Annotated in this window: 19 protein-coding genes and 4 pseudogenes; 7 read left to right on the forward strand and 16 right to left on the reverse strand. The window is 39.1% G+C overall.

What is annotated here, in order from left to right:
- The first annotated feature begins 210 nt into the window (after positions 1-210).
- The gene (locus tag E0H77_RS09605; RefSeq protein WP_131377454.1) at positions 211-1,620 is read left to right on the forward strand and encodes a carbohydrate porin; all 1,410 of its coding nucleotides are present in this window, start codon (positions 211-213) and stop codon (positions 1,618-1,620) included.
- A gap of 471 nt (positions 1,621-2,091) precedes the next feature.
- On the opposite strand, the pseudogene E0H77_RS14055 reads toward E0H77_RS09605, so the two are convergent.
- The 5 genes and pseudogenes from E0H77_RS14055 to phbB all read right to left on the reverse strand — a co-directional run.
- A pseudogene (locus E0H77_RS14055) lies at positions 2,092-2,181 on the reverse strand (IS982 family transposase); the annotation flags it as partial.
- Positions 2,182-2,385: 204 nt separating this feature from the next.
- Complete coding sequence (locus tag E0H77_RS09615; RefSeq protein ID WP_131377460.1) at positions 2,386-3,564, reverse strand: acetyl-CoA C-acetyltransferase; 1,179 nt, start codon at positions 3,562-3,564, stop codon at positions 2,386-2,388.
- 98 nt (positions 3,565-3,662) lie between these two features.
- Positions 3,663-5,438, reverse strand: a complete 1,776-nt coding sequence (phaC, locus tag E0H77_RS09620) for a class I poly(R)-hydroxyalkanoic acid synthase (protein WP_131377463.1) — start codon at positions 5,436-5,438, stop codon at positions 3,663-3,665.
- Between the two features lie 118 nt (positions 5,439-5,556).
- Positions 5,557-5,937, reverse strand: coding sequence for a phasin family protein (locus E0H77_RS09625; protein WP_323052939.1), 381 nt, complete (start codon positions 5,935-5,937; stop codon positions 5,557-5,559).
- 43 nt (positions 5,938-5,980) lie between these two features.
- Complete coding sequence (gene phbB / locus E0H77_RS09630) at positions 5,981-6,727, reverse strand: beta-ketoacyl-ACP reductase (RefSeq protein WP_131377468.1); 747 nt, start codon at positions 6,725-6,727, stop codon at positions 5,981-5,983.
- 289 nt (positions 6,728-7,016) lie between these two features.
- Between phbB and E0H77_RS14095 the strand changes: the two are divergent.
- Positions 7,017-7,139: pseudogene (locus tag E0H77_RS14095) on the forward strand (P-type ATPase actuator domain-containing protein); the annotation flags it as partial.
- 130 nt (positions 7,140-7,269) lie between these two features.
- Here E0H77_RS14095 and E0H77_RS09640 read toward each other — a convergent pair.
- The 3 genes and pseudogenes from E0H77_RS09640 to E0H77_RS09650 form a co-directional block, all read right to left on the reverse strand.
- Positions 7,270-10,224, reverse strand: a complete 2,955-nt coding sequence (locus E0H77_RS09640; RefSeq protein ID WP_228258316.1) for a bifunctional diguanylate cyclase/phosphodiesterase — start codon at positions 10,222-10,224, stop codon at positions 7,270-7,272.
- A gap of 759 nt (positions 10,225-10,983) precedes the next feature.
- Positions 10,984-12,732 carry a hypothetical protein gene (locus E0H77_RS09645; protein ID WP_131377477.1) on the reverse strand — a complete coding sequence of 583 codons (1,749 nt, stop codon included), beginning with the start codon at positions 12,730-12,732 and terminating at the stop codon, positions 10,984-10,986.
- A gap of 622 nt (positions 12,733-13,354) precedes the next feature.
- Positions 13,355-13,438, reverse strand: a pseudogene (locus E0H77_RS09650) (IS1595 family transposase); the annotation flags it as partial.
- A gap of 228 nt (positions 13,439-13,666) precedes the next feature.
- On the opposite strand from E0H77_RS09650, the gene E0H77_RS09655 reads away from it, so the two are divergent.
- Positions 13,667-14,107, forward strand: coding sequence for a winged helix-turn-helix transcriptional regulator (locus E0H77_RS09655; RefSeq protein ID WP_131377480.1), 441 nt, complete (start codon positions 13,667-13,669; stop codon positions 14,105-14,107).
- Positions 14,108-14,485: 378 nt separating this feature from the next.
- On the opposite strand, the gene E0H77_RS09660 is transcribed toward E0H77_RS09655, so the two are convergent.
- From E0H77_RS09660 to E0H77_RS09675, 4 genes are read right to left on the reverse strand one after another with little or no spacing between them, the layout of a single operon-like run.
- Positions 14,486-15,736 (reverse strand): NADH:flavin oxidoreductase/NADH oxidase family protein, encoded by a 1,251-nt coding sequence (locus tag E0H77_RS09660; protein ID WP_131377483.1) that lies wholly within the window; start codon positions 15,734-15,736, stop codon positions 14,486-14,488.
- A gap of 9 nt (positions 15,737-15,745) precedes the next feature.
- Complete coding sequence (locus E0H77_RS09665; RefSeq protein WP_131377486.1) at positions 15,746-16,132, reverse strand: helicase; 387 nt, start codon at positions 16,130-16,132, stop codon at positions 15,746-15,748.
- Between the two features lie 54 nt (positions 16,133-16,186).
- Positions 16,187-17,050: an alpha/beta fold hydrolase gene (locus E0H77_RS09670; RefSeq protein ID WP_131377489.1), complete on the reverse strand. Its 864-nt coding sequence runs from the start codon at positions 17,048-17,050 to the stop codon at positions 16,187-16,189.
- Between the two features lie 41 nt (positions 17,051-17,091).
- Positions 17,092-18,048, reverse strand: coding sequence for an alpha/beta fold hydrolase (locus E0H77_RS09675; protein ID WP_131377491.1), 957 nt, complete (start codon positions 18,046-18,048; stop codon positions 17,092-17,094).
- Positions 18,049-18,752: 704 nt separating this feature from the next.
- On the opposite strand from E0H77_RS09675, the gene E0H77_RS13755 reads away from it, so the two are divergent.
- From E0H77_RS13755 to E0H77_RS09685, 4 genes and pseudogenes are all read left to right on the forward strand, one after another.
- The gene (locus E0H77_RS13755; protein WP_165491511.1) at positions 18,753-18,899 is read left to right on the forward strand and encodes a hypothetical protein; all 147 of its coding nucleotides are present in this window, start codon (positions 18,753-18,755) and stop codon (positions 18,897-18,899) included.
- 97 nt (positions 18,900-18,996) lie between these two features.
- Positions 18,997-19,167, forward strand: coding sequence for a hypothetical protein (locus E0H77_RS13760; protein ID WP_165491512.1), 171 nt, complete (start codon positions 18,997-18,999; stop codon positions 19,165-19,167).
- A pseudogene (locus E0H77_RS09680) lies at positions 19,158-19,377 on the forward strand (hypothetical protein). The gene E0H77_RS13760 and the pseudogene E0H77_RS09680 overlap by 10 nt, the downstream one beginning before the upstream one ends.
- 271 nt (positions 19,378-19,648) lie before the next feature.
- Complete coding sequence (locus tag E0H77_RS09685) at positions 19,649-20,779, forward strand: MFS transporter (protein WP_228258317.1); 1,131 nt, start codon at positions 19,649-19,651, stop codon at positions 20,777-20,779.
- Positions 20,780-21,484: 705 nt separating this feature from the next.
- On the opposite strand, the gene E0H77_RS09695 is transcribed toward E0H77_RS09685, so the two are convergent.
- From E0H77_RS09695 to E0H77_RS09710, 4 genes are all read right to left on the reverse strand, one after another.
- Positions 21,485-22,789 (reverse strand): DcaP family trimeric outer membrane transporter, encoded by a 1,305-nt coding sequence (locus E0H77_RS09695; protein ID WP_131377497.1) that lies wholly within the window; start codon positions 22,787-22,789, stop codon positions 21,485-21,487.
- 235 nt (positions 22,790-23,024) lie between these two features.
- A complete protein-coding gene (bioB, locus tag E0H77_RS09700; RefSeq protein ID WP_131377500.1) occupies positions 23,025-24,011 on the reverse strand; it encodes a biotin synthase BioB in 987 nt (328 codons plus the stop codon).
- 116 nt (positions 24,012-24,127) lie between these two features.
- Entirely contained in the window at positions 24,128-25,816 is a 1,689-nt protein-coding gene (locus E0H77_RS09705; protein ID WP_131377503.1) for an AMP-binding protein, read from the reverse strand.
- 103 nt (positions 25,817-25,919) lie between these two features.
- On the reverse strand, positions 25,920-26,555 hold the full coding sequence (locus E0H77_RS09710) for a TetR/AcrR family transcriptional regulator (RefSeq protein WP_004898230.1): 636 nt from the start codon (positions 26,553-26,555) through the stop codon (positions 25,920-25,922).
- Between the last annotated feature and the right edge of the window lie 127 nt (positions 26,556-26,682).

Genomic DNA, 26,682 nt, shown 5'->3' on the forward strand with positions numbered 1-26,682 from the left:
TTGGTCTAGATTATGTTGATTTTCAAAATGATACAGCCGATGATTAGTTAATCAGTATGTAGCAGCCAACTTAATTGAATATCACGGACGATTTGGTGCACCAACCAATATACGTTATGTGGTTTACGGCTATTTACGCCAGTCGAAACCAAGTATCTGAATTGTAATAAATATTTAATAGACTGAAATGATGAAAAGTAAGGGTGCATTATGAACCAAGTGAAAAAACAACTGTGCGGATTGTTAGTCTGTCTAAGTAGTACCGCCATTTTTCCATTGGCATATGCTGATACACCGCTAAGCAGTACAATACAATCAACGGATACAGCGGCAAATACCGAATCACATTTTCAATTTCCAACAGAAGCCTCAATCAGCCCTTTTGTCATTGGTCTACAAAGCACTTATATCTTTCAGCATAAAGATGCGTTTCATGCCCCTTATTCTGGGTCAAATAGTCTGTTACCAACGCCTGAACGCAGTTATACCTTTACAGCAACAGCACTGTTAGGTGCGCACTTGTGGCAAGGTGGTGAGCTTTATATCACCCCAGAGTTATATCAGGCACATGGTTTATCCAACCTGACTGGATTGGCTGGCCCCGTCAATGGTGAGCAGCAGAAAGGTGGTAGTTCACATGGTTTAAATCACTACATTCCCCGTACTTTCTTGAAGCAGACATGGGACTTGGGTGGTGACCATGTTCAGCTTGCGCCAAGCTTGACACAATTTGCGGACACCGTCACGTCAAAGCGGTTGGTTGTCACGGTAGGAACAATGGCAATCACCGATATTTTTGATACCAGCCCAACAATAGGTGATCCCCGTAATAATTTTATGAACTGGTCATTCCTGACCTACGGTGCGTATGACTATGCCGCAGACATGAAAGGCTATACTTCAGGAATTGCTGTTGAATATTACAATAATGACTGGGCATTTCGTTATGGTCGATTTTTAATGCCAAAGCAAGCGAATGGTCTCATCTTGGATGATCATATTCAAAATAGTTTTGGAGAGCAGGTCGAACTTGAGCATGATCATAAGATTGGCGATTTATCAGGTCTAGTGAAGGTCTTGGTATACCGCAATGTTGCCAACTTTGGAAATTATCACACCGCTGTTGATCAAGCAGCTGCGGAAGGTGTAACTCCCAACATCATGTCATCACAGTCTAAGCATACCAAAGATGGCGTAGGCATCCATATTGAGCAACATATTACGCCTGATATTTCTCTGTTTACCCGATTATCAACCAACAATGGCAAATATGAACAATGGGCATTTACTGAAATTGATCGGCAAGCACAATTTGGGTTCACGGGCAATGGAAAGCTGTGGGGACGAAATAATGATAATTATGGTGTTGCTTATGCCATAAATGGCTTATTTAATTCACACAAAGATTACTTGAAAGCTGGCGGTTTAGGCGGTTTTCTTGGTGATGGTACGCTACGCTATCATACAGAAGACGTCTTTGAAGCTTATTATAATATTGCTCTAACTAACGCTTTACAGTTAACCCTTGACTACCAAAACATCGCCAATCCTGGATATAACGCAAATCGTCATGGCCCAGTGAACGTGTTGGGTATACGGGTACATGCTGCATTTTTCTAATGTCGATATTGAGTAAAATATCATCAAATATGAGCCTGAATCAGTAATAATATGTTCAATTGATTGTTAAATTTAACTGCAAGACCGAACCTAATAGTCGTTTGGTTTTGCATATTTCAATTAAATCCATCCTTAAACCTGAATCACACCATATAAGATATTGTTAATCAATTGAGTTTATTTTTTCAGCTTGAGTACATTACAGTGTCGGTTTTGCAAGATAACTCATGACTCCCCGATCATAGCACTCCAAGCTAAAAATGACTCTGGCTTTCTCTCGGGTTGCGATCACCACACTTGCGCCTAAATTTGGTTACCCCATCAAACACTTTGATCTCGATATATGAGCAATATATTGCATAAGTTTTAGGTTAACAAAAAACAACTGCGGCACAACTCTTGTCAGATTCAGTAGCGTATTAAACAACTGGAACGTCAAAATAAAGAATGACTACGGGCGAATGAATTTCGTAAAGCTGCAGCTTTTACTTTACTCAAATCGCTTTTATCTCCCAGTAAAATGCCTTTTAATTCTTCAGTGAAAGATTCAAGTACAGCGATGAACGATTCATTAAACTTTTTGCAGAAATCGCCAAAAAGACAAAATAATTCGGGCATATGATCCACGAACAAGCATTATTCTTATAACTTATATTTTATAGATACTCAGATCTTTTCTATTTATTTTCTTATGCAAAACCCAGCTTGATATATTGGGTGAGTATCCAGTGAAGTGACTCACTGGATACGATAAACAAGACGCGATTAAGCAGATTCTACTGCCAATGCGACGCCCATTCCCCCGCCAATACATAAAGTTGCTAATCCTTTTTTGGCATCACGACGTTGCATTTCATGCAATAATGTCACCAAAATACGGCAACCTGAAGCACCAATCGGGTGACCTAATGCAATGGCACCACCATTGACATTCACTTTATCCATGTTTAAACCAAGTTCTTTTGCTACACCCAACGCCTGTGCTGCAAAAGCTTCATTTGCTTCAATTAAATCCACTTCATCCAGACTCCAGCCAGCACGAGTCAAGGTTTTCTTCACCGCTTCAACTGGACCTAGGCCCATAATTTCTGGCGCAACACCCGACACGGCATAGGCTTTAATGCGTGCCAGTGGTTGTAAGCCCAGCTCTGCCGCCTTTTCTGCACTCATCACCAACACTGCTGCTGCACCATCATTAATGCCCGATGCATTACCTGCAGTCACACTACCATCTTTTTTAAATGCTGGTCGCAATTTAGCCAGACTTTCAGCATTGGTGTCGGCTTTAATATATTCATCACGATCAAAAACCAAAGGTTCACCTTTGCGCTGTGGTACATAAACTGGCGCGATTTCCGCAGAAAATTTACCTTCAGCCTGAGCTTTAGCCGCCCGTTGTTGTGAAGTTAAGGCTAATGCATCTTGCTCTTCACGGTTAAGCCCGAGCTTTTCTACAATATTTTCTGCAGTAATGCCCATGTGATATTGGTTATAAACATCGGTCAAGCCATCATAAACCATGCTATCTACGAGCTGAGCATTCCCCATTTTCTGGCCATTGCGCATTTGAATAAAATGCACGCTTTGTGACATCGACTCTTGCCCACCAGCAACTACAATATCAGCCTCACCTGAAACAATTGCCTGAGCCGCTAAATGAACAGCACGTAACCCTGAGCCACATACCACATTTAAGGTTGACGCGGGTACCGTAATCGGAATTCCTGCTGCAATTGCTGCTTGACGTGCAGGGTTTTGCCCCACGCCTGCCGTCAATACATTGCCCATAATCACCTGATCAACCTGTTCTGGCTTGACTGCTGCGGCATCTAAGACTGCACGAATTGCAACCTGACCCAATTGAGGAGCACTGACACTGGAGATTCCACCAAGAAAACTCCCCACTGCGGTACGCTTTGCTGCAACAATTACGACTTCTTTCATTGTATTCCCTAGAATTTTAAATGTTTTTTTATTAAGTCAAATGGTGAACTGCATTTTTTTATCAAAATACAGTTCACACCAATTACAAGTTATTATGATTAAAACAGGTTAACCTGCACGTAACGACCTGGAGCAGCTTCCTTAACAGGATATAATTCCGTACCTAATACACGTGCTGGTACTTGCTCTCCTGCATATGGTGCAACCCATTCTTGCCAGCGTAACCACCAAGATTCCGGATGGAACTGCGCACCATCTAACCACTCTTTGCTATTACTATAAGGCGCAGAATGAGTATAACAGCCGTATTTGTTACGGCTTGGCGGATTGACAATACCCGCTACATGCCCTGATTCACCCAGTACTAATGTTGATTCACCACCTAAGACAGTCGCACCTTTAAAGCAAGCATCCCAGAGTGCAATATGGTCTTCTTGTGTTGCAATAAAGAAGTTAGGTGTTTTAACCCGCGATAAATTCAAACCAACGCCATTAATTTTAATTTTGTTTGGCTGAATCAGATCATTGTTCAAATACAACTGACGCACAAGAAAACTATGCACCTTGGCTGGAATATTGGTGCTATCACTATTCCAATATAAAATATCGAAATCTGAAGGATCATTACCTTTCAGGTAATTTTCAATGTAATAGTTCCAATATAAGGTATTTTCACGCAGCAGGCTAAATGTCACAGCCAACTGGCGACCATCAAAATAACCAGTTTGTTCATTCAATGTTTCAATACTTGAAACCACTGGTTCATTAATGAATACACCTAAACTGCCAGGATTGTCGAAATCAATCAATGTCGCCAGATAAGTTGCACTTTTGACATGATTTTTCAGACGCTTACCGACATAATAGGCCTGTGTGGCAGCCAATAAAGTTCCGCCAATGCAGTAACCAATTGCATTTACTTCTTTCTCACCTGTCATTTCTTCGATGACCCGTAAGGCTTCGACAGCTCCAGAAATGACAAGATCATCAAAGGCGATATTTTTTTGCTCTGCCTTGGGGTTACACCATGACATTAAAAATACCGTATGTCCTTGATGGCGTAACCAGTTCACAAACGAATTCTGTTCGCGCAAGTCAAGTACATAATATTTATTGATAAATGGTGGAACCACTAAAATCGGCGTTTGATGAACTGTTTCAGTCACAGCTTCATATTGCAATAACTGGAATAATTCATTTTCAAATACGACAGCACCTGACGTGTATGCTAAGTCATTGCCCAGACTGAACGAGTCATTGTTGGTCATGCGTACAGACAAATACTTTCCACTGTTCATCAGGTCATCATAAAACGTTTCCATACCCCGAACTAGATTTTCACCTTGTTCGTTAATCGTTTGCTGAATCACTTCAGGATTAGTCCACAGGAAATTGCCTGGTGCAAAAGCATTAACCATCTGACGGGTGAAAAAATGAATGCGGTAACGCACTTTATCAGGAATACCGTCCACAACATCTAGCATGTCTTGAACCAGTTTACTGAAATGCAAATAAGACTGCGTTAACAGGTCATAATTTGGCTCATCTTGCCACAATGGATTGGTAAACCGACGGTCACCACTTTCAGGTTTCACGAAAGGTTCAACCTGACTCCCCATTACACCACGTAGCATGACATTTTGGTAAATCTGCATCTGGCCCTGCCACCATTTGCATTGCATTTCCATTAAGCGCGCTGGATTCTTGACCAACGCTTCAAAAAACACCGCCATGTCATCATTGTTGACTTTTGCCAGTGCCTCATTTAATGGATTTTTACCATAATAAAATTCTTGTACTTTTTCCCACATATTTTCATGTACATTAAAAAAATTCTGTACATTCTGATTAAACTGAAAAATATTTGGCTCCATTTCACCTCTCCAACTGATTACTGACCTTACCTTTGCATCAATGACACTATGAAAAACGGGGAAGTTACTGGCACTTCCCCGTGTGTTGAGCTTGATATGTCATGGTCTGAGATTGGTGTTATTTAGCGTTTGGCATAGATTCGCTAACCAACTTGTCGAATTCAGATTTGAATTCAGAGGTTAGGCTAGCAAGTTTTTTTCCATCTTCAATCATTTGCTGGCTAAGCTTGGTCATGGTTTCCATTTGTTTGGTACAACAGCCAACCATGCTTTGCATATCTTTAACTTCGCTGTTTGCAAACACTTGTGACAAAGTGATGTCTGCATATTGACGAGCAGCATCTAATTGTAAATTAGTTAAATCAGCAAAGTTTTTAGCAATCAGACTGTTAAATTTTGCATAAGGTTCAAACATGCTTTTATATTGACTGTTCATGTTTGTAAACATTTCACCATATAGCATTAGAATTTTCTCCGTAGAATTATGATTAAGTAACATACTTTATTAAAAAAACATCAAATGAGCCATCAATAGACACATCTTATTGCATATACAAGCCACCGTTCACTGACAGTGTTTCACCCGTAATATAAGCACCGTTATCACCTACAAGGTATAATACCGCTGCTGCAATTTCTTCTGGTCGAGCCAAGCGTTGCAATGGAATTTGATCCTCAATGCTCTTGACGACTTCTTCACGCATTGCAGTTACCATCGGCGTTGCGGTATAGCCTGGAGCTACCACATTGACACAGATACTAGAACGAGCACCTTCTTGTGCCAAGGCTTTGGAAAAACCAATAATCCCAGCTTTTGTCGCTGAATAGTTTGCCTGACCAAACTGACCTTTCAAGCCATTCACCGAACTGATATTCACAATACGCCCACTTTTCTGTTCCAACATTTTAAGGAATACAGGCTGTGTCACTGTGAATAATGTTTTTAAATTGGTATCAATCACTTGTGTCCACTGTTCGAAGGTCATTTTTTTGAAAGTGGCATCGCGGGTAATACCTGCATTATTGACCAGTACATCTACACGACCTTCTGCCTCAATTGCCTCATGAATCGCTACCGTTGCTTCTTCATGCTTGGTCAGGTCGGTCAAAATGAAACGTACATCACTTTCATTAAAACCTTCATTAATTAACCATTGCTTTTCGCGGTCTTCCTCACGAGGAACAACCGTAGCAATAATTTTATAACCTGCAGCAACCAACTGGCGACAAATTTCACTACCAATCCCACCCAAAGCGCCAGTAACAAGTGCAACCTTTTTTTCAGACATACGTTTTACCTTTAAAATCATTTATTTAAATATTAAAAATAGATATTTATTTATTTTTTATCAGTACATAAGTTAACCTTTAACTTATTACGCAAGTATTACAATCACTACTTATTTTTATCGAAAAATGTAACTATTTTCTATTCTCATCTCCCAATAAAAACTCATCCAGTATCTAAAATTAACTTAATCACTCATTTCCTAATAAATCTTGATGGATGGTGATCTGCATTATCAATGGGTCACAACTCTCGTAGTTAAGCCATTCTTGGCTCTTGCGATTGTCGCCATTCAGGCGTTAGTAGCAGACGATATTCTTTTACTTTCTATGAGTGATATGATTCCTGCGGATGGTCGGATTCTGATGGCTAAAGATTTATTTGTTGTACAAGCTGCGATGATAGGAGAATCTTGAGCTGTTGAAAATACGCTCTTCAAAAAGAGTTAAATACAATCAACTCACTGAATATAAAAAAATATTCTTATAGAGGCTAATCTAGATTCAGCGACAGCTGTCGTGTTAACGATAGATACTTAGCTATTTAATTCTGATTTTTCTGAAGCAATAAATATTGCTCAAGCTCATCAATTGGCATCGGTTTACCAAACAAATAGCCTTGGTAATCATAACAACCATATTGTTCTAATACATCACGTTGAGCGTCAGTTTCCACACCTTCAGCCAGCACAGAAATTCCAAAAGTTTTTGTCAAGGCAATGATAATTTTGGCAATTTCAGCGTCACTGGAATTAACCAAAATATCACGAACAAAACTTTGATCGATTTTTAATTGATCAATCGGAATTCGTTTTAGATACGTAAGAGATGAATAACCTGTCCCAAAATCATCTAGAGAGAACATTACCCCATAACGTTTAAGAACCATCATTTTTTCAACAATATCTTCCACACGCATCACTAAGGCACTTTCAGTGAGTTCCAGTTTGAGTAAATGAGCTGGAGCCTGTGTACGTTCCAGAATTTCAATCACATCTTGGACAAATTCATCACGACCAAATTGGCTAGCGCTAACATTCACGGCCATGCTGAGTTGAGCTGTTTTTGAGTGCTTAGCCCATTTACTCAATTGCTGACATGCACTTTCTAGTACCCACTTACCCAGTGGAATAATAAAGCCATTTTCTTCTGCAACAGGAATAAAGCGAGCAGGTAAAATTAGCCCTTTCGTTGGATGTTGCCAACGTAATAAGGCTTCTACACCAGTCATCTGTTGTACATGATTAACTTGTGGCTGGTAATACAGCACAAGCTGATTTTTTTCTAGTGCCTGACGTAGTCCAGCATCAATCTCAGCACGTTCCTGAACCTGAGATTGAATCAGTGGATCAAAGAAGCGATACGTATTTCGACCATAGTTTTTTGCTTCAGACATTGCTATATCTGCGCGTTTAATCGGATCCTGAACATTTTCGTGTGCTTGTAAACCAAACAGGCTGATCCCAATGCTGGCAGAGCTGCGATATTCCGATTTTTCAAAGAAATATGGTTGAGAAAGTGCCTGTAAAATACATTTTGCAGTCATTTCCGCGTGCTGGATGGCTTCTGTTTCAGATGCACTTTGGTCAAGCAGTAGAACAAATTCATCACTTCCAAGGCGGGCAATCATGTGATTTGCTCCAGCACAATCTAACAGGCGAGCTGCTACTTGTTGTAATAAGCGATCCCCAGTTTCATGACCTTCAGTATCGTTCAAGGCTTTAAAATTATCCAGATCAATACACAGAACTATGCCCAACTGTTTTTTATGTTCCGCTTCTCTCATACTCTTTTCAAGATGATCCAAAAATAGACGACGGTTTGGCAGTTTGGTCAGAGAGTCATAAAATGCTAACAAGCGTATTTTTTCTTCTGAAGCTTTATAAGCAGAAATATCGGTAATCGATGCGACATAATGAGTCGTTTGACCCTTTTCATCACGTACACTGGCAATCAAGATATACTGTGGGTACATCTCTCCGTTTTTACGTTTATTCCAGATTTCACCCTGCCATGATCCTGTGTTACGGATATGATCCCACATGGTGGCATAGAAACTTTTGTCATGTGTTCCAGATTTTAGGAGACGGGGGGTTTGCCCAATCAGCTCTTGCTGGCTATAACCCGTAATTTCTGTAAAAGCCCGATTGCTACGCAAAATTTTCAGATTTGGATCCGTGATCAGCATTCCAACCTGGGAATCAAACGCAGCAGCTGCAATGCGCTGATTTTCTTCTGCTTTTTTAATTTCTGTAATATCGCGTGCCGAGCAGAAAAATACTTCGTAGTCATCAATATGTACCAATACCGAACTGACTTCTACAGGATAGGGTTCACCTTGCGCATTATAGTAAAACGTTTCAAAGCGAATACCTTCAGGAGTGCGAATACCATTTTTTATAAGATCTTGAATCTCGGCTTTATTATAACAGGCATCCCAATAGCACGGAGTTTGACCAATCGCTTCTTCTGGCGTATGACTGATCATTCGAAAGAATGACTCACTCGCTTCAAGAAGCCGACCTTGACCATCAAGGACATGAATACCGTCATGCGCATTGTGCAATAACATCTGACAACGACGATTGGCAAAAAAACTCGCCTGAATCTGACGCCAAAGTAACCACGCTGCAATAGTCGTCACCGAGAGGAAGATAAATTCTAACAACACGGCTTTGGTCACGTCATTATACCATTGCGCCAGATAATCTTGTTCGGCGAAGGCAACGACGACAAAAACAGGCATGCTGCTTAACCTACGAAAAGTACCAATACGCGGAACTTTATCTGTGGTGCGTCGTGTATAAATGGTGCCAGACTGTATGCCAGAGTGAACCAGCTGAGATAGTTCTGGTGGACCACCAACAAACCCCACCTGACCATTCCGTGTCTTAAGCATAGGGTTGCGTGCGATAATTCGCATATCCAAGTCTTGTACCAATACGACCCCTTTGGGGCCTACATTCAGTTCAGTAATCAGATTATTAAAATAGCTGGCAGGCAATACAGCACTAATAATTCCAGCAAAACTTCCATCAGCGTGATTGTAACGTCGTGCAAATAAATGAATCCAGCCCTGACCATTGGGATTTCTGATCAGTTTGGTGACAAACAGCTGTTCTTTATTTTGCTGTTGGGCATCTTGAAAAAAACTATAATTTTCATAATTCCAAGACCCATCACCAATACTACTATTGCCAAATTTGACTTGACCTTTTTCATCGGTAATGTTGATTCTTGCAACAGAACTGATCCAATCTTCTTGTTTTTGAATTAATAAGTTAATGTCCTGATCATTGATTTGTTTTTTCTCACGTAATTCTTTTTCTACATAGGCTTGCAGAGTATGCAAAGATAAATCGATTTCCCTTGAACTGATGCTAACGCTTTTTTCAAGCAGTAAAGTTAAATTTTCAAGACTAGTCCGAACTTCAGCTTCTTTGCGCTCACGCGAAGTTTGCAAGGTATAAGCCAATAAGCTGATCATGAAAATATTCATGATCACTACCGTGAGAACAATAAACACAAAAATAGATTTGTTTTTTTGCAGCATATTTGCTCTGTGAGTTAGAGTTCTATTTACGCTGCAATAGCCAGCAGCGCCCAAAAAGTTAATCTTTTGGGTTAAGCGATTAGCTTAAAAATTACCAAAAAATACACACAACAATATTGTTATATATTAATGAATAATGTAATGAATTTTCAGTGATTAAGCTAGTCCTGTTTGAATACACATCCATTTTATAGAAGCTTTCTAACACTCAAGTATTTGTTTATTTAAAAGATATAGTGGTCAACAAATATAGATACGGTTTTAGTTTTTTGTTTAAATTTACTAAGGGTTAAAATTGGTGTGGTCTAATATGGTGGCTGCCCGACCTCTAAAGTATGACCAACCTATGATATTGAATATCCTTGATCCACTACAAGACTGGCTGCTGCCAGCTTAAATTTAGGAGTAAATGCTGTTATTGATCTCATTGAGCAGCTCTAGATGATTATATTATGACCTAATTAAGTGTTCAGCTTTATTAGAGCACTACAATTTAAGTAAAATAGACCTGTCGAGAATAAAGTGTATTCGACTTCATTTTTTTTGATTTTATACATATAGTTGCCTCGACTATGATCAAAATTCAACCATATTTTTTTGTATTTAGCTATGATATTCACCCGTTATGAAAACAATTTATTAGGTCATGATATTGACTAAAATATAAATTCTATTTCATTACTCAGGCTATTAATTAAATACACATTAAGTATTCTGTGAAATTATCCAAGATTTTGCTGAAAAAATAAATTCATAATTCAAAGCCAATAGTATGCTTTGCATATTGAAACTATTACGGTCTTCGGGTAACTGTAACAAAAGTGGTAACCGTGTCACCCCATTTTCACCATTTGCAAATGCATAGTGGCGTATTTTGGAGTCCATGGCCGAAATTAAATTCTTTGCTTCTAGATAAACGCTTTCTTGAGAAGCTTGTTTCTGAATTGCAATGATTTTGAGATAACAGTGATCTCGGATATCAATGATATTCTGTTTTAATTCATTAATTTTAAACTCATGGTTTTCAGACTTGTTAAAGAACCGTTTAATAAAACTGGCTTTTTGCGTGTTTTGTGTTTCTCGTTCTAACTGGCGTAGCTGCTGCTGAATATTGCGAGTTTGCTCAATCGCATCATTAAGCAGTTCTCTAATTTGTTCAGTGGGCGCTAAAACTGCTTGTACATGTTGTTGATAGTGATGTTCATCATAGAAAATCATGAAAATCTGTTTCCGGCGCTGTTCTAATAATTTTAAATACGCAATCACACGATATTTGAATAGGCGTGCATGCTGATTGAACTGAAGCATTGGCTCCTGCGATAAAATTTCCAGTTGATGTAGAAACTCATTCAGTAACCTAAGCATATTGAAATAGCAAAATTCTAATTCATCCGTATGTTGAACGCTTTTTTTTAAACCTTTTAGGAAAGGTTCAAAAATATTTACAGACAAATCTTTTTCTAAAACTTCGAGATGCTCTTTCACCAAATGATCGACTGAAAAACTTTGAATATTCAGAATTTCTTTCAAGTTCGGAATGAGATGCTGTTGATTATATTCATGCAGGGATTCAATCAGTTCCACAATGTGCGGATTCATTTCGCGTTGAATACCAATGATTTTGGTCATCAGTTGTTTAAAATTTTCAACATAATCTGGTTGATCAAGCTGTTGTGGATCGAGAACTAGACCACTGATATAAAATCGATCTTCTTTACCGAAATTTTCTTCAGTTAAGAAGCGGCGAATTGAATAAGCGGAAACTGAATTATCGTAAGAGCCGCTGAGGACAAAATAATATTGAAAGGTTTTGATAATTTCAAAGTTACGAACCTGTTGTTCAGTAATAAAATAATCCTGAAAAATGGCCAGTTTCTGTTCAGCATATTCACTCGGTAAAATTTGGGCAAACCAGTTTCCCAGAATTTCACTTTTCATGAAGACTTCAAAGATAAAAGTACGAATTTGCTCTCTGTCCAAACCACGATGATTTTCCGAAACGGCAAAATTTAACTGTCGAATAATTAATGCAGCATCATAGAGAAATGCTTTTTTTATGAGTTGCTGTGCCTGAATATCTTTTTGATTTTCCAGATCTATTTGATTAATTTCACGAACAATCGTTTCTAAATAATCTGCAACTTGAAAGTCGGTTTGATAATTCTCTAGATAACTGAAACTGGTATTAATTCTTTGCGCAAGTTCTAATAGCTCTGAATTTTGCGTATGAAGAGCAATATCTTTTAAACGAATATAATCTTTAAATTCAAAAGTATGGGTAAGGTAATTCCAATAGATATTCTGAGGTTTTAGGTACTCATCTTCTATTTTTTGATGCAGTTCTTTAGGTGTGGCAGAGAGTATAGAATCAAGTTGTTGCTGCCAATTTCTATCAAGAATGGGATCAATTTGTTTTAACTTTACCCGAAGCTGATAAGGAATATATGTCTGCATGGCAATCCAAAGCTCTTAAACTGAATTCAATATTAAAAACGTGTTTAATATCACAAAAATATCCAATAATTTGTATTTTGCATAGAATTTTATGTGTATAAATTGTATTTTTGCCTAAGAATTTTAGATTAGGTACAACAGCAAATCGTCTGGATATTAAGCGTCTATTTTTGTCAACTCTCCCTATCGGCTTATTGATCAAGAAATATGGTTATGATTCGGAGCATATTTGTGAAGTTGCTCGAAATCACAAGATGATTCCGACTATTCAAAGAAAACCTAACAGCAGAAATGATCCTTGAATTCTAAATCTTTCACGCTTTCATCCATTGTTCAATTTTATACCCATATGATAATCCAATATATATGGTTTAACATATGTGTTGGATATATGGACTATATGTATTTTATCTAGGGAATATGCATGAGCACTCAAGAGATTTATTCAACAGCAACGTCATCGGACTCCCATCCCAAAACATTAGTTTTCTGGGCTTGCAGTTAATTTTAGTCATCTTTAATTTACGCACAATTTTTTCTGGTTTGGACACGTTAATGCCAAAAATTCTGGAAATCGCTGCATTTCAGCTCGGAATTAGCCAGTTTAATCAGCCCCAAAAGATGATTTACCCGATGCTCTGCGTTCTCGTTTATCCTGTATACGACGAACTCCGAAATAAGATTCATCGAGTTCAATAATGCCGCTGAATAAAAATATGTGTTCAGATCCAGTTGCAATTTTTTGGTGTAATTTAAATTTAGTTGAAAGAGTAAGTAAAAAATTCACTTTTATACTGTAAGTGCTTTAATTTATTAAATAAAATAAATGAGTGCGCCTGTAAATTATTATGTAATAGAAATAAGTAAAATAACTTAACAGATAAAAATATGTTACTATTATTTTAGTATTTACATTAAAGTTTATTAATTTTATATGAGTAAAAATACCAATCTTGAACTTTGCCCTATAGCCCGAAGCTTATCAGTACTTGGTGATGCATGGAGCATGTTAATTTTACGTGATGCGCATGTTGGTTTTACACGCTTTGATCAATTTCGTAAAAGTTTAGGTATTGCACCAACGATGTTAACAAAACGTTTATCTGTTTTAGTTGATGAAGGGCTACTTGAAAAGAGACAATATTCAGAACATCCTCCACGTGAAGAATATGTATTAACTCAAGCGGGTAAAGACTTTTTACCTGTTTTATTTGTGATTGGCGCTTGGGGACGTAAGTACAAACCTTATGAACACCCAGAGCAAATGGTTACATTTCTTGATGCTGAAAAAGGCACTGAAATAGAACCCATTGTGATTGATCAAGTGACTGGTGCGGAAATTGGCACACGTACGATTCGCCAACACACTGAATAAAGTTAAAAAGGCACTCAATATGAGTCATGCTGATCAGTTAAGGAGTTTGGTAATAAATCCCTTAACTTTTTAGTTCTTCACAACAGAGTCTTACATTTTCGAAATCAAATACTTGGAGCTCACCTATTACTTTGGATAAGCCCAAAGTAATCAAAGGCATTGTCATTCGCAAAACTCGCCAAATACCTTTTATTGATTAATAAATCGCAGAAACTGTACTTTTCCAAAGTAGTCTTTCCTCGAACAGTTGCGGATGACGTTTCCGCGTATCGAATAACATCATGAATTTAAAAAATAAAATTCCAGTCAATTTCTTAACTGACTGGCATTACTCAATATGAGTGCTCTTTTATGCGGTTTATTTTAATAATCGATTCATTATTTTATTCGAGTCCGCTGCGTCGCATAAGTTCCCCAACCACTACGTAACACCGACTTAATAAATGCCCATAGCCCACTTTCTTTAGGCTTAGGATTATTACCTTTGGCAATACGATTTAATTGTTGGGTATACCAAAGTACTTCCATAATGCCTAGACGATCAATTTTTTTAATTCCAGTTTTGATTGGCTGAACCGTTTGTTTGCTATTCGTTCCAGCTAACAAATATTTTGGGGCATCAGGGTCTATTGCCATAAGTCTCGCAATACCCACCAGATCAAATGAACCAGATTCCAGCGCTTGGTTCATACCTTCTACAGTTCTAAAACCACCTGTAACCATTAGTGGGGTTTTTACATGGTTTCTCACTTTTTCTGCAAACTCAATAAAAAATGCTTCGCGTGCAATTGTTGAAGGTTTTTGTGGCGCTTTAGCTACACCAGACTCATAAGTCCCACCTGAAATTTCAATCAGATCAATCCTTGCGGCTGCTAACGCTTTAATGACTTCTAATGAATCTTCTTCCGTAAACCCACCTTTTTGAAAATCTGCCGAGTTGAGCTTAATTGCGATTGGAAAATCTGTGCCGACCTGTTTTCGAATTTCCGTATAAACTTCCATTAAAAATCGACGACGTTTTTCGGGTGTACCGCCCCACTCGTCATGTCTTAAATTGTGCAATGGTGATAAAAATTGATTAATCAGATAACCATGTGCAGCGTGTATCTCAACACCACTGAATCCAGCACTTTTACATATCGCTGCACTACGACCAAACCGCTGAATAATATCTATTATTTCTTCATGAGTTACTTCATCTGGAGTCGCAAATAAAGATTGCATTTCAGCACCAAATGGCACTGCTGATGCAGAAATATTACGGATGTTTAATCCTTTTGGGGATTGTTTTCCGGGATGGTTGAGTTGCGCCCACAATTGAGAACCTTGCTCGGTAACGCTTTTCGCCCATTTCTGTAAAATTTCAAAATCACGTTCATCTTCAATCACAACATTTCCAGGTTCCCCCAAGGCACGTCGGTCAATCATAATGTTGCCCGTGATAATCATGCCGATTCCTGATGCTGCCCAACGCTGATATAACCGAATATGTTTTTCGGTTGGATTATTTGAATAGGTGGCTAACGTTTCACTGGTTGCTGCTTTAGCCAAACGGTTTGGAATCACGACCCCATTCGGTAAAGTTAAAGCCTGATTCAGAAGATTCGTTTTTAATTGCAGATGAGTCATGGGCTTCTCTCACACAGTTAAAGATAATTTAGGATGAGGCTGAATAAAGTCCACTAAAATTTGAAACCACATCACATCAACAAAATTTCCAGTAATCACAATATCCTGTGTTCTCAGTGCAGTTAAAAACGTATTGATACTGTCTTTAGCAGACAACACCGTAAAACCTTTACTGCCTGTCTTAAAGATAAAGGAAAAACTTGGTGATTTGGTTTTGCCTGCATGAGAATTAATCTTGCCATTCTTGACTTCAAAATAACGCCCTTCTCCACTTACAGTTTGAATTTGGAACGTGACATTTTTATCTTTTACAAACGCAGCGCATTTCGGATTTGTTTTCACCGCCCGTTGTAACATCTTGGTCAGCATCCACAGTAATAACTTAAATTTCATCATTTTATTTCCCAGTTTATCTATATATAAATCAGACGCTTTAGGCAGCCTTATGGATTACTCATCAAGAAACTGTATTGCATGCTTAACAAAACGTTCAGGATATTGAAACTGCGCAGCATGTCCTGCATCGGGATAAATAAATAGTTGTGCATTGGGAATATTGAGTGCCATGTGATAAGCATTGATGGTCGGAATCATTACATCATCCACACCATTGAGAATAAACGTCGGCTGTTTAATTTCACGTAAATGTGCAAATGGATCTTGTTCATCAAGCTTCGGTAAAAAATGCAGATTGGCTTCCATCTGAGCTTGCATCACATCAACCGAACTTGCTGGATCTTGATCTTTACGCTGATGTCGACGTTGCCAAAATTCATGACCTGCTTGAATCGCGGCTTCTGATCGACCAAAAAATAAAAATAGAAAATCTTCTTCAGAAGGCACAACACTGGTTGCATGCTTCAATACCGAAGCAAGTACATCAGGATCATCACCACGTGGTTTTCCACCTCTTGGCCCTGTACCCAAAAGCATCAATTTTCTGATCAATTCAGGGTGACGACGAGCCAAATCCTGTGCTTGAAATCCTCCCAGTGAAAACCCGAGTAGATCTACCTGGTTTAAACCCAATGCACGAATTACACAAGCTGCATCATCAGCCATTTCTTCTATGCGGGTGCGAGGTTGACCTGTGGATGAAGCAACGCCGCGACCATTAAACAAAATGACTTCTCGCCCTGCCGCTAATCCATCAGTAATTAATGGATCCCAGTTGTCTAAGCCACCGCGGAAATGTTGCAGAAAAAATAAAGGCGGTTGTTGCGCGTCTGGATTACCCCAGCGACGATAAGCAAACTTTGCTCCATCTATTTCTATAAATTGTGTTTCAGCGGTTTGATGTGTAATCGCGTTCATCTTGATTGTCCTAATTTTTAAATATTTGGTTGGGTCTAATTTTATTTAGCTAAAAAAGTGAGCGATTGTTTGACGAAATCATCATGAAACTGAAAGATTCCACCATGCCCTGCATCGGGATAAATAATGAGTGTGCTATTTGGTAAGCGTTTGGCTAAATCATAGGTGTTCACTGTTGAAACCATGCGGTCATGATCACCATTCGCAATCAGTACTGGCTGTTGAACCATAGAGAGATCTGCAGGTTTCTTATTTCCCCATTTTTTTAATGCTTTAAGCTGGGCACGATAAGCGGAAATCGTAATTTCTTTATCTCTATTTTCAGTTCGTTGATGAATACGTTGAACGAACTCTTTCGCAGCAGCTTTACCCTGATCTGTACGGGTAAAAAAGAGATAAACTTTAGGATCCTGACCAGTTACCATCCCGCGTACTAAATCCCAATTAGAAATTCGTCCCACAGTACTGATCCCCACACCACCTGCAGGGCCAGTTCCAGATAGGATCATTTTTCTCACTAAGTTTGGTTTTTTCAACACAATTTCCTGTGAAATCATGCCGCCCATCGAGAAGCCAAACAAATCGACTCTTTTAAATCCTTTCGCTTCAATAAAAGTAAGTGCATCATCTGCCATTTGCTCAATCGATTTTGCAGGTTCACCTGTAGACGCACCAACTCCACGATTATCAAAAATGACAACATGATGTTTCGCTGCAATTCCATCAATTATTCGTGGATCCCAATTGTCCAATACAGCAGCCAAATGATTGAGAAAAATTACAGGTGTCCCACCATTTTCTTGACCATATTCACGATAGGCAAAGTTAATACCACCTGCTGAGATAAATTGAGTCGAAACATTTGTCCATTGATATTGCTCTTCTGTCATTACAGTTACTCCTGAATTCTGGGCCATACCTGCTTTTACATCCGCATAAGCTGAACTAGTGACAACTAAAATCATTGAAAACAGGCTCTTTTTGAGTAAATTACTCATGATTTATTTCCTAAAGTACGCTTTTATACCTGAACCATTCACCTTAAGAATAAGAATCTTAAATGCACTGAATCATTCATATCTTGAGCTGGTCTACACGTCACTTTCGATGACAACAACTTGTCACTATCAAATCAGTATTAACAATACAGGAGTAATGCAAAATAGTCACTATATTTTTAGTAGTGACTATTTATTTTTTACGGGCTTTGTTTGATCCAGACTTAAAAGTTAGAGCTTTCTAAGCTACCTAAATTTGAGTTACAACTCGGGTAGGCAGCATAAAAATCTGTATCAGTGGATTTAAAATATTGTATTTAAAGAGAAATATAGCAGGGGGTTTTTAGCTATAGCAGATACTATTGGGCTATTTTGATCATTTTTCTTTTTAATTAAATTTTATTTAAGCATATTGACTCATTAAAATCTGAGGCGTATATTTTCATTAATTTCTTCATCGGAGTATAAATCTTGGACAGTAGCAGTTGTAGTTGTCGATCGACTATCTAAACTGACAAGCCAGTCTAGGGTTACTCCTTTAACTGCCTTGTCAGATAAAGACAAGGCAGTACATCGTAAAATTCTCACAGGTATCTCAATTCATCTTTCAGATGAATAACCTCTTTTTTTCAATGTGCTTGCCGAATACGGTCATTTGATATGCCCGTCACTATTTTATGTTTCACTTCATTCGGAGGTGCAAAATGTTGCTCGCACATTATATTCAAGATACTCAAGGTAAATTAGTTCAAATTTGGGAAGAAGCATCTGTTTCTAAACCAACTGAACCTTCAGTTACTTCTGTTAAAACAACTCTTAGAGTTATTCGTAAAAAATCTATAGCCTCTTAAAACATCATTATTTATATTACTCATTAAGTAAGCCGATTAAGGTAAAACCCTAATCGGTTTGCCATATTCAAATTTTTAAATATCAAAGGAAGTCATGATGAATCAGGTTGTAGCAAAATCTGAAATTCATGAATTTTCATCTCAAATAGATACTGTACCTGATCAAGCCCATAAAGGTGATATTTATAGAACTTTGGAGCTTCTATCCTTGCCGATAAAGGCTATCAAGAAATTTATACGCTGTATTCAAATAGTCTACTGCCCTTAAAAGTAAAAAGACGCAGCAGATTAGATCCTGAGCTAAAAATCTACAATCAAGAGATCAATAAAAGAAGCTTTGGAATTGAGCATGCATTTGGCAGTTTGAAAACCTTCAAAATCCTTGCTAGGCGTTCGTTATCGAAATCGAGCGAAAAGATTGGGTTTGAGATTCAATTTAATGGCGGGAATCTACAATATAGAACTGAGTAAAAAATGATTGATGAAAGTGTTCTCTTATATATTTTATAGGGAGTGTATTTTTTTAAGTGTAAGTAAAAATAATAAATTAATTCGCCCCACTTAGGTGTAAATTGATGAATGAACAACCTTTAAGCTTTTAACCAGCCGTTTTTATTGTAGATTAACGCGGGTGTCGGCATCCAGTGATGGACTATTGATGCCACTGGATGAATTTGACGATGACAATACCTCAAAAAAGCACTAGGCAGCAAATACCATCAGGTGTATGGGTACTCGGTTTTGTCAGCATGTTGATGGATATTTCATCGGAAATGATCCATAGCCTACTGCCACTATTCATGATCACGACACTAGGAGCAAGTGCGCTCGCGATTGGCTTGATCGAAGGGTTGGCCGAGGCCACTGCGCTCATCATTAAAATATTTTCGGGTGTCATCAGTGACTATCTCGGCAAGCGTAAGGGATTGGCCGTGATCGGCTATACCATGGGTGCGCTCACTAAGCCGCTGTTTGCTGTGGCACCCACGATCGGCCTCGTGTTGACTGCCCGACTATTAGATCGTGCGGGAAAGGGCATTCGCGGTGCTCCGCGCGATGCCTTAATAGCAGACATTGTACCAGCACAAATACGCGGCGCGGCGTTCGGTTTGCGTCAGGCTCTTGATACTGTAGGCGCATTTCTGGGTCCATTGCTAGCCGTCGGCTTGATGCTGCTGTGGGCCAATGATTTCCGTGCGGTGTTCTGGGTGGCAGTGATTCCAGGATTGATGGCGGTTGCCTTGCTGTTATTCGGTATACGAGAGCCAGAACACCAGCAAACAACTAAACGCACCAATCCAATTCAGCGAGAAAATCTAAAACGCTTGAGTAGTTCATATTGGTGGGTGGTGAGTATCGGTGCGGTGTTCACACTGGCCCGCTTTAGCGAAGCATTTTTGGTTTTGCGTGCGCAGCAAAGTGGTGTACCAGTTGCTTTAGTGCCGCTGGTCATGGTCGCGATGAATCTGGTCTATGCTTTGTCTGCTTATCCATTCGGAAAATTGTCTGATCGTATGAACCATAAGACACTGCTGGCACTTGGATTGATTGTATTGATCTCGGCCGATCTGGTGTTGGCAATGAACAATCACTGGAGTGTTGTGCTGGCTGGCGTCGCCCTGTGGGGTATCCACATGGGAATGACTCAGGGCTTGCTGGCGACAATGGTTGCAGATACCGCACCCGCTGACTTGCGTGGAACAGCGTACGGATTTTTCAATCTTGTCAGTGGGTTAGCTATGCTACTAGCGAGCGTACTGGCTGGGCTGTTGTGGGATCGGCTCGGAGCATCATTTACATTTTATGCAGGCGCAACATTTTGCATCATCGCACTCATAGGATTGGTCTGGCAGCCAATCATGAAAATACTGAAATCATAGCTTGGTTTGAGGGTTATTCTGCTTCAGCAAATTTCCTATATCTGAGAAAAAAGAGATACGAAGTGTTAGGAAATCTAAAAGACAAATTAATTTTCTAGATGAAAATGTGAACAAGGACACTGTGTATAAAAGCTAATCAAAGCGTGAGATATTGATCAAATAATTAGTGTGGAACCTGATAATTCAAGAAACAAGCTCAATCCAGATAGATTGAGCTTTTAAATAACACGACAAATTCATGATTTATATGAGAATAAAAATAATTTCGGTGTGTGATGCGTAAATTTTGTTATTTCATCAACCACGACGCTTATCTTGGGCTGTAAATGCCATCTTTTTTGCCATAGGATACGAATCGGTATTTATACACCTGATACTTCTGGAAGCAAGGAGATTAATTTTCCCTGCTTTATTTATTGGATATCCATTTTTTTCTAAATAGGATGGCGATGCACAGATTAATAGTGTTTGATGACCAAGTGATTTTGCTATCAAATCTGTATCGTCTGTTAAAAGTACTGTTTGATTGCATCGAATAATACCAACAAAAAATGAATGCCTAGGCATTCATTTTTCGCAAAGTTAAAATCTGCTTGTTACCTTGCATTTTGACTGTTATACGATAATTCGTGGCGTGGTCATTTTTCTTTGGAATCTAACAAGCCAGCAAATTAAATGCTTTTTAATATAGCAACGCTGATCAAATTAAAAATCATAAATAATGGTTGCATTGATTCGGTTATCTAAACCCTCTTTATTGTCAAAAGTTTGACGTTGCCCATACATATATTCAATTCCAATATTGATTGGTTTAACAGGATTGTAAAAAGCATTAATCCAGCCTTCAATTAATTGTTTATTCTGACTATGATCATCGTGGACTAATTTTGAAAATGAATTATTGGTATTGGCACGCATGTAACCAAGACCTATGGTTGATCTTATTTTTGGCGTAAACTGCTGGGTCAAACCAACTGTGACAGCATCAAATTCATTTGGTTTTATATCTCCATGCTTATCAAATACATAAGCATAGTTCGTCCATAATAGGTTTTTGGTATCACCAAAAATATGATTATAGTCAGCACGAAGTAATGTCGTTGGTGTTAACTGAATTTTCCCACCTAAACCAACACCCCATGCAATAAATTCATCATGATTTCCATACGTAGTTGCTTTTTGAGTGACAAAAGCTCGCCCAGAAACGATAGAACCGTTATCAAATTTATAATTTAGTCGTCCTGTCAATGAAGGGAGTTTTAGCTTTGCATTCGGATCAGTTTGAAAATTTTGTGTGCCTGTAGTGGTTACTGTTTCAGATTTAGGATCTTCCAAGCTGACTGCAAAATTCATGTGTGGATTAATCGCATGGGAATATTTGAGTTGCGCTATACGTGTTAAAGACCCGCCTACTGACAATGCAGCATCTACAGTTTCAGGAAAATATTCTACGGCATTAAAGTTAGACCATGTTTGACCGATTAACCAGTGATCATAAGTGATGTAGGCATGACGGATGCGAAATGTATCTCGAGTACTGCCTCCCAAGAAGTCCATTTCTATTTTACCGCCTATATCGTGCCCCAAGCTTGTAGGTGCTTTAAAATTAAAACCCAAACGGGTGGCATTCAGCGAACTTTGAAATTTATCGGCATTGTTTGTTTCTGCAGCGGTATGTTCTAAAGGTACTGTGCTGATGTTATTAAACATTGCACTAGGGCCTTTCACCTGATATGAAGCATCCGCACGAATATTGCCATAAAGTTCAAATTCAGCACCGCCCTTGGTCGTCATATGCGTGAGATTTAAAGGAGATGCTGCCTTTTTTATTTTAGCTAATTCCTCTTTATCTTCTTCTTTTTGTTTTTTCATCATTAATTTCAATTCTTGAATTTCTTGTTCAAGTTTAGAAATTTGTTCTTCCGTTACCGCAGCATAAGTTGGAGAAACAAATATTAATGTTGCAAAACTCAATGCGCTTTTGAACAGAAAATTAGTCGACCCTTTCATATAAAACTCCATTTTAAGTATAAGCTCCATTGCTTATTTTTTTGATTTATTGATATTCCATGCATAAATATGTGTTAAATCCATGCTGATTGGTTTCCTGAACAGAAACACAACCTTCTGATTGATCTAATTTATTTTTAAGTTGATGCGAATATCTAAAAATTAATTCATTGCAGAATATTTATTCAATACAATTAGTTATAAGATAAATTTTATTAAAACCAACCTATGGAACCTAAGCCATTGCATCAATACCGAGTTGAGAAATGCTTGGTCGTGTCTTTTCCACGTGCAATCCTAATTTTTTAAATAACCGCTGATCTTGTCCTGCACCTGCATTTGGTGTAGTCAGCAGTTTTTCTCCAGAAAACAGTGAATTGGCACCTGCCATAAAAGCCAAGGCCTGATCAGAATCACTTAATGATTCACGTCCCGCAGAGAGGCGGATGTAACTGTTTGGCATGAGAATACGTGCCACGGCAATGGTTCGTATCCATTCCGTCACATCGAGTCGCTCTAGCTCTGCCAAAGGGGTACCTGCAATTGGAACCAGCATGTTGATCGGGACAGATTCGGGATGAATCGGCAAAGTCGAAAGTTCGTGCAACAAACCGATACGATCCTGCTGGTTTTCCCCTAGCCCAACAATGCCTCCGCTACAAACTTTCAGACCTGCCTGACGTACATGATCAAGAGTATTTAAACGGTCATCAAAACTGCGGGTACTAATGATATGAGAATAATATTCACGAGAGGTATCTAGATTGTGGTTGTAATAATCCAGTCCAGCGTCTTTGAGGCGTTCTGCCTGCGACGCATTCAGCATGCCCAAGGTCATACAGGTTTCCAGTCCCAAGGCTTTGACTTCTTTGACCATTTCGAGTACATACGGCATGTCACGTTCATGAGGATTTCGCCAGGCTGCCCCCATACAGAAACGTGAAGAACCAGAAGCTTTGGCGATCTGTGCTTCCTGAACGACTTTTTCTACCGTAATACGCTTCTCAGCTTCTAGCTGAGAATCATAATGGGCAGATTGTGAACAGTACTTGCAGTCTTCTGGGCATTTTCCAGTTTTGATCGAGAGTAAGGTGCTCACCTGTATCTGGTTAGGCTGAAAATGTGCACGATGCACTTGTTGCGCCTGAAAAAGCAGATCTAGAAAGGGTTGCTCATATAAGTGCTGGATTTCTTCACGTGTCCAGTCATTCCTTGGTTGCATACGTTTTCCCTGAATATTGATAACTTATTATTAAAATTGGCAATTCCCCCTTTATTCCGTAGCATGTACTACAGAAATAAAGGGATTAAATTGGCTCAAAAAAGCTAAAGGGTAAATTAAGCCACTTCTTCCAGATTTAATTCCTTACGCATCAATTCACGTAATTTAAATTTTTGTGTCTTACCCGAAGTGGTCATTGGAAATTCGGTGAAGAACCGCACGTAACGCGGCACCTTGTTATGCGAGATATGTTCTGCACAATAACGACGAATACATTCTTCAGTCGTGGTGTGATGACCATGTAGAATAATGCAGGCGCATAGTTCTTCGCCATATTTGGCATCTGGTACACCTATCACCTGTACGTCAGAAACATCTGGATGGGTATAGAGGAAATCTTCAATTTCTTTCGGGAACAGGTTTTCACCGCCGCGAATGACAATATCCTTGATACGACCTTTGATTTTGACAAAACCCTGATCATCCATTTCGGCGATATCACCGGTATGCATCCATTTGGCAACATCAACGACTTCTTTGGTTTTATCTTCATCTTCCCAGTAACCGAGCATCACGGAATAACCTCGTACACAAAGCTCACCGAGTGAACCGCGCGGAACCACTTTGCCCTGCTCATCCACAATCTTGATTTCCAGATGTGGATGCACACGCCCTACCGTACCGACTCGACATTCAATTGAATCATCAGTATGTGTCTGAGCACTTACTGGCGCTGTTTCTGTCATACCGTAGCAGATGGTGATGTCCGACATATGCATGCGTTCCATCACGCGCTGCATGATTTCACGCGGGCATGGGCTGCCTGCCATAATGCCGGTACGCAAGCTGGACAGATCGAACTCGTCAAAGCTTTCCTGCTCTAGCATGGCAATAAACATGGTTGGCACACCATAGGCTGCCGTGCATTTTTCCCTCTGAATCGTTTTGAGAGTGTCCAGCGGGTTAAATGCAGCTGCCGGATACACCATGGTCGAACCATGTGTTAGACAAGCCAAGTTCCCCATCACCATGCCGAAACAATGGAATAATGGTACAGAAATACACACACGATCTTGCGGAGTCAGATGAATCGCTTCACCTACAAAATAACCATTATTTAAAATGTTATTGTGGGTCAGCATGGTACCTTTGGGATTGCCTGTAGTGCCGGAAGTGAACTGGATATTGATCGTTTCATCAAATTGCAATTCATTGGAAATGCTGGCCAACTCATCAAGCTGCTTCTGGCTTGGGGTAACCAGCAGGTCGTCAAAGCGGTGGATACCCGGATGTTCTTGTTGATCAATTTTAATGACATGTTTGAGATAAGGTAGACACTCTGAGAATAGGACTTTATTGACAGCGTGCGGTAATTCAGGAGCAATATGAGTAAGAATAGCCTGATAATTCGTGGTTTTAAATTGCGAATCAATAACCAGTCCTTTGCAAGAGACCTTGTTCAATACATATTCCAACTCATTACTTTTATAAGCCGGATTGAGATTGACCAAGATAATGCCTGCTTTAAAAGCTGCAAACTGTGTAATCGTCCATTCCACACAATTTGGCGACCAAATAGCCAAACGGTCCCCTTTCCTTAGTCCTAATTTGAGCAAACTACAAGCAAAGGCGTTCACCTGTGCTTGTAGTTCCTGATAAGTTAAACGCTTATTCTGATGTACACTAACCACAGCATCATGATTGGCATATTGCTGGCAAGCTTGATCAAACTTCTCACCAATTGTCATGCCCAATAATGGCTGACTGCTCGCACCATAGGCGTAACTTAACTTTGACTGTGTCATTGAATCCCACTCCTTGATTCTTTGTAATTCTGATTTTTACTGCACACTTTAATTTTGTTGTTGTGACTATTTCCAAACTGTCATCTATTTCTTTTTGTGATAATTAAATTAAATTTTCCTCCTTTACGCTGACTGCATTGACACAAAAATCGGCGATCTGTTTGACAAAATAATCACGGTAAGACTGATCAAACATCACATTCCGAGATGGATTCAAAGGTTCAATTACCACAAAGGTCATGGTTCCCACGACACATAAAGCTGCTGTATTCAAATCCTCAAATCCAAACTCACCGGTCACTTTCCCTTCGGCAAGAATCTCTTTCATGCTTTGCTTAATAAATTGTTTACTGCGAAAACGCTCATGTTCAATCGCAGGATCAGCCGGTTCGAACATGAGCGAATACGCCAGTTGAGGGCTATTCAATGCACGTTTTACAAATGCCGTTACCGCCTTGTGCAGTTTATCTTTCGGTGTAAGCGGACCTGCTGCAATGGCATCTAAAATCTGTACCTCTTGCTTAATCGCTTCCGATAACACTTCAACAAGGATCTGCCCTTTGTTTTCAAAGTAACGGTAGACCAACCCACTGGAAACACCAGCACGTTCGGCAATCGCGTGGATCTGTGCATCTTTCAATCCTCCCTGTGCAATCAATTCGCGAGCGGATTGCAAAATCGCTTTACGATTTTGTTCCATTCGGTCCTGCATCAATGAAGATCTCTTATAACCACTCATAGGCTTATTCTCAACCAGATAAAATGAATTGTAAATCATTTTGTGAATATTGATTCACTTTTTTAAAAAAAGATTGTATTGTAAAAATCAAGCACAGCAAAAATGCTTATGGAACAACAAATATAAC

The sequence above is a fragment of the Acinetobacter brisouioides genome, from assembly GCF_004331075.1.
In the GTDB taxonomy this organism is placed as follows: domain Bacteria; phylum Pseudomonadota; class Gammaproteobacteria; order Pseudomonadales; family Moraxellaceae; genus Acinetobacter.